This window comes from Pyxidicoccus fallax (genome assembly GCF_012933655.1).
Lineage (GTDB): Bacteria > Myxococcota > Myxococcia > Myxococcales > Myxococcaceae > Myxococcus > Myxococcus fallax.
The window spans coordinates 1-4,075 of sequence record NZ_JABBJJ010000584.1 but is presented as its reverse complement, the minus strand read 5'-3'; the positions used below and the strand labels follow the sequence as shown (position 1 = coordinate 4,075).

Sequence of the window (4,075 nt, the reverse complement as noted above, 5' to 3'; positions counted from 1 at the left end):
CCCGATATGTTGTCCACGAGGAAGCTCCTGTTCCCGACATTCTCGAAGATGGGCTGGTTGCCGTGCGCTCCGCTCAGGTCGTTGATGAGCTCCACCGTCCTCGAGCCCGACGTGGCGGCCGCCGAGAGGCCGAGGTTGGGCGCGTTGTTGATGGCCGTCGCGATGGCCTGGGCCATCTGGGCGTCACTGGACCCGCTGACGACGGGGATGCGGACGTTGGATGGGTTGTAGACGTTGTTCCTGTCGAACTCGAACACCGCGTAGCCGGTGATTCCGTCGGAGAGGATGAAGCCCTCTCCATCGGAGATGTTCGAGCTGGCCACGGCGTGGATGCGGCCACGGGCCGCGGCGAGCTGGACGGTCGAGCACGTGGCGTTGCAGGCACCACAGGCGTCCGCGTTGCCGTCGTCACAGGCCTCGGTGCCGTTCCTCTCGCCGTCGCCGCAGTAGTCGCCCGTGAGGCTCAAGTTCGCCGAGCAGTCCGCCTTGCACAGGGTGCACGTCCTCTGGCCGTAGGGGCACTCGGTCTCCTCGATGCCATTCCCGTCGTCGCAGACCTCGCTCGGGTGGTTCCTGGCGCCGTCACCGCAGAAGGCGCCGGTCAGGCTCAGCTGCGCCGTGCAGGTCTCATTGCACGTCACGCAGTTGCGCGTGCCGTAGGCGCATGAGGTCTCGTTGACGGTGTTGCCGTCGTCGCACGCCTCGTTGGTGTTCCGGATGCCGTCACCGCAGACGGGGCCGGTGAGGTTCAGCTCCTCCATGCAGTCGGCGCGGCACAGGGTGCAGGACTCGACGCCGTAGGCGCACGAGTCCTCGGTCGTCCGGTTGCCGTCGTCGCAGACCTCGTTGCCGTTCTGGATGTTGTCGCCGCACACGGGGCCCGTGAGGCTCAGCACGCCGGTGCACGTCGCGTTGCACGCCACGCAGCTCTGCGTGCCGTAGTCACACGTCGTCTCGTTGACGGTGTTGCCGTCGTCACACGCCTCGTTCGCGTCCCTCCGGCCGTCACCGCAGTACGCGCCGGTGAGATGCACGAACGCGGTGCACGTCGCGTTGCACTTCGTGCACGTGCGGTCGCCGTAGTCGCAGGAGGTCTCGGTGATGGTGTTGCCGTCGTCGCACGCCTCTCTGTCGTCGTTCGTGGCGCCGTCACCGCAGTAGCGGCCGACCAGCGAGAGGGACGCGGAGCAGGTGGCGTCACAGGCGGTGCAGTTCCGGGTGCCGTAGGCGCACTCGGTCTCCGTCACCTTGTTGCCGTCGTCGCACCTCTCGAGCGGGTCGTTCTGGCGGCCGTCGCCGCAGAAGCGCCCGGTGAGGGGCAGGGGGGCGGAGCACGAGCCGTTGCACAGCGTGCAGCTCTCGGTGCCGTAGGGACACTCGGTCTCCGTGGCGGTGTTGCCGTCGTCGCACACCTCGCTGTCGTCGTTCGTGGCGCCATCGCCGCAGAAGCGGCCGGTGAGCCGGAGCGACGTCGCGCAGGTGGCGTCACACGTGGTGCAGTTGCGGGTGCCGTACTGGCACTCGGACTCCGTGGTGGTGTTGCCGTCGTCGCACACCTCGCTGTCGTCGTTGCGCTGGCCGTCACCGCAGAAGCGGCCGGTGAGGCTCAGGGGCGCGGAGCACGCCGCGTTGCACCGGGTGCAGGTGCGGGTGCCGTAGGGGCACTCGGTCTCGGAGAAGCGGTTGCCGTCGTCGCAGGCCTCCACCACCGGCCCCTGCTGGTCGACGAAGTTGTCGCCGCAACTGTTGCGCACGCATCTCGTGAGGCAGTCGTCCTCCTCGGAGTCGTTGCCGTCGTCGCACTCCTCGCTCGCGGCCGTGTTGCGCCGGCCGTCGCCGCACACCGCGGGCGTGCAGTCGGAGTCACAGAACGCCGTCTCACTGCCGCTGTCGCAGATTTCATTGGCGTCCGTGTTGAGCAGGCCGTCACCGCACAGCGGCAGGGTGCAGTCGGAGTCGCACGTCGCGGAGTTGCCGCCCGTGTCGCACTGCTCGCCGCGCGCGGGGTTGCGGTAGCGGTCGCCGCAGAAGGCGATGGAGCAGTCACCGTCGCAGTTGGCGCTGTCCTCCGCGCCCGGGTTGTCGCACTGCTCCCCGGCGCTGACGTTCACGAAGCCGTCGCCACAGGCGGGGAACGTGCAGTTCGCGTTGCACTCGGGCGTCTCGCCGGCCGTGTCGCACTGCTCCAGGCCCGGGGACTGGCGGTCCGTGACGCCGTCGCCGCAGCGGGGCAGCTTGCAGTTGCGCAGGCAGTTGTCGGTGTCCACGGTGTTGCCGTCGTCGCACTCCTCGTCGAGGTCGCGCACGCCGTTGCCGCAGCCCTCGCCCGAGCGGCAGTCGGAGCTGCACCCGTCGCCGTCCGCGGAGTTGCCGTCGTCGCACAGCTCGCCCGCGGCGACGTCGATGATGCCGTTGCCGCAGGACTCGTTGGAGCGGCAGTCGGAGCTGCAGCCGTCGCCGCTCTCGTTGTTGCCGTCATCGCACTTCTCGCCACCGGCGACGTCGACGATGCCGTTGCCGCAGCTCTCCTCGGAGCGGCAGTCGCCGCTGCAGCCGTCGCCGCTGTCGTTGTTGCCGTCGTCGCACTTCTCGCCGCGCGCCACGTCCACGTAGCCGTTGCCGCAGAACTCGGTGGAGAGGCAGTCCGCGCTGCAGCCGTCGCCCGAGCGCGAGTTGCCGTCGTCGCACTTCTCGCCCACGGCGCTGTCCACCACGCCGTTCGAGCACACCTCGCTGGAGCGGCAGTCGGAGCTGCACCCGTCCTCGTTCCGGGTGTTCCCGTCGTCGCACACCTCGCCGGCGGCGACGTCCACGATGCCGTTGCCGCAGGACTCGTCGGACTCGCAGTTCGAGCTGCAGCCGTCGCCCTGGAGGATGTTGCCGTCGTCACAGGACTCGCCGGCCTGGATGAGGGCGTCTCCGCACGTCGTCTTGATGCACACGTCCTGCCGGGCCGCGCACTGCTGTCCGGAGGGACAGACGAGCCCGGACGGGCACGAGATGCTCTCGGGCTGCACGCAGGCCAGCAGCGGCAGGGCCAGCGCGAGCAGGACGAGCCACCCGCGAGGAAGGGAAGGAGGAGCGTTGCGTCGCATGGTCGGGCTCAGAAGCGGAACGTCGCGGAGGCGCCACCGCCGCCAGCGCCGAGATAGGGGGTGACACCCGCCGACACCTTCGGGGACTTCGCGGCCTCCGACGGGTCGACCTGGATGGGCTGGAGCCGGTTGAGGTAGAGCAGCACCGCGCCCGTCACGAGCGCCGCGCCGCCCACGCCGTACGCGGCGAAGGCCGCCGTCTGCAGCGTGTCCCCGCGCGAGCGGTGGTCCGCCACGGCCGGCTCCGGCACGCAGCCACCGCAGCTCGCGATGGCCGTGTCGAACTTCGAGTAGTCATCCCGGGCCGTCGAGTGCATCAGCACGCCGCCCGCGGCGAGCGCCACGCCCGTGCCCACCACCGCCCATGGCTTCCAGGCGGACCACTTCCTCCGGTACTGGATGAGGTCCTCGGAGGTGAACAGCTTCAGGTCCAGCGTCACCCGTTCGCCCGGGGACAGGGTGCGGCTCTGGTCCTGGGTGAGGTAGCCCTCGCCCGTGGCCACCAGCGTGTGCGGCCCGGCGCGCACCCAGCCGGTGTGGCGGCCAGGGCCCACGAACAGGGGCCGGCCGTCCATCACCACCGAGGCGCCCGGCGTCTCGCAGGTGATTTCCACCCAGGCGAGCTGCTTCTCGACGAGCGTCCGGTACGCGCGCGCGTTCTCCAGCTTCTCCGCGTCCAGCGGCGCCACGCCGTAGCGCATCGCCGCCTCCAGGTGCTCGCGCACCTCGATGGGCTGGTCCAGGTTCAGCAGCGCCAGCGCCAGGTTGTAGTGGATGGCGGGATGGTCCCAGTGGGTGAGCGCCTGCCGGTACTGCTCCGCCGCCTTCAGGAAGATGGACTCCTTCAGCAGCGCGTTGGCCGAGCGGAACAGGTCGATGGCGGCCTGCTGCTTCTGCTGCGAGACGCCCTTCGCCCAGGGCCGGTCGTCACCAGACAGCACCACCGTGGAGGGGCGCTCGTTGGAGGGAGCCTCGGGGGC

2 protein-coding genes are annotated in these 4,075 nt (G+C 70.0%); both read right to left on the bottom strand.

Going from position 1 to position 4,075, the window contains the following annotated elements:
- A partial coding sequence (locus HG543_RS52060) for a DUF4215 domain-containing protein (protein ID WP_169352430.1) occupies positions 1-3,095 on the bottom strand: 3,095 nt, incomplete at its 3' end.
- An 8-nt stretch (positions 3,096-3,103) separates the two neighbouring features.
- Positions 3,104-4,075, bottom strand: a 972-nt coding sequence (locus HG543_RS52055) for a hypothetical protein (protein WP_169352429.1), incomplete at its 5' end; no start/stop codon positions are given.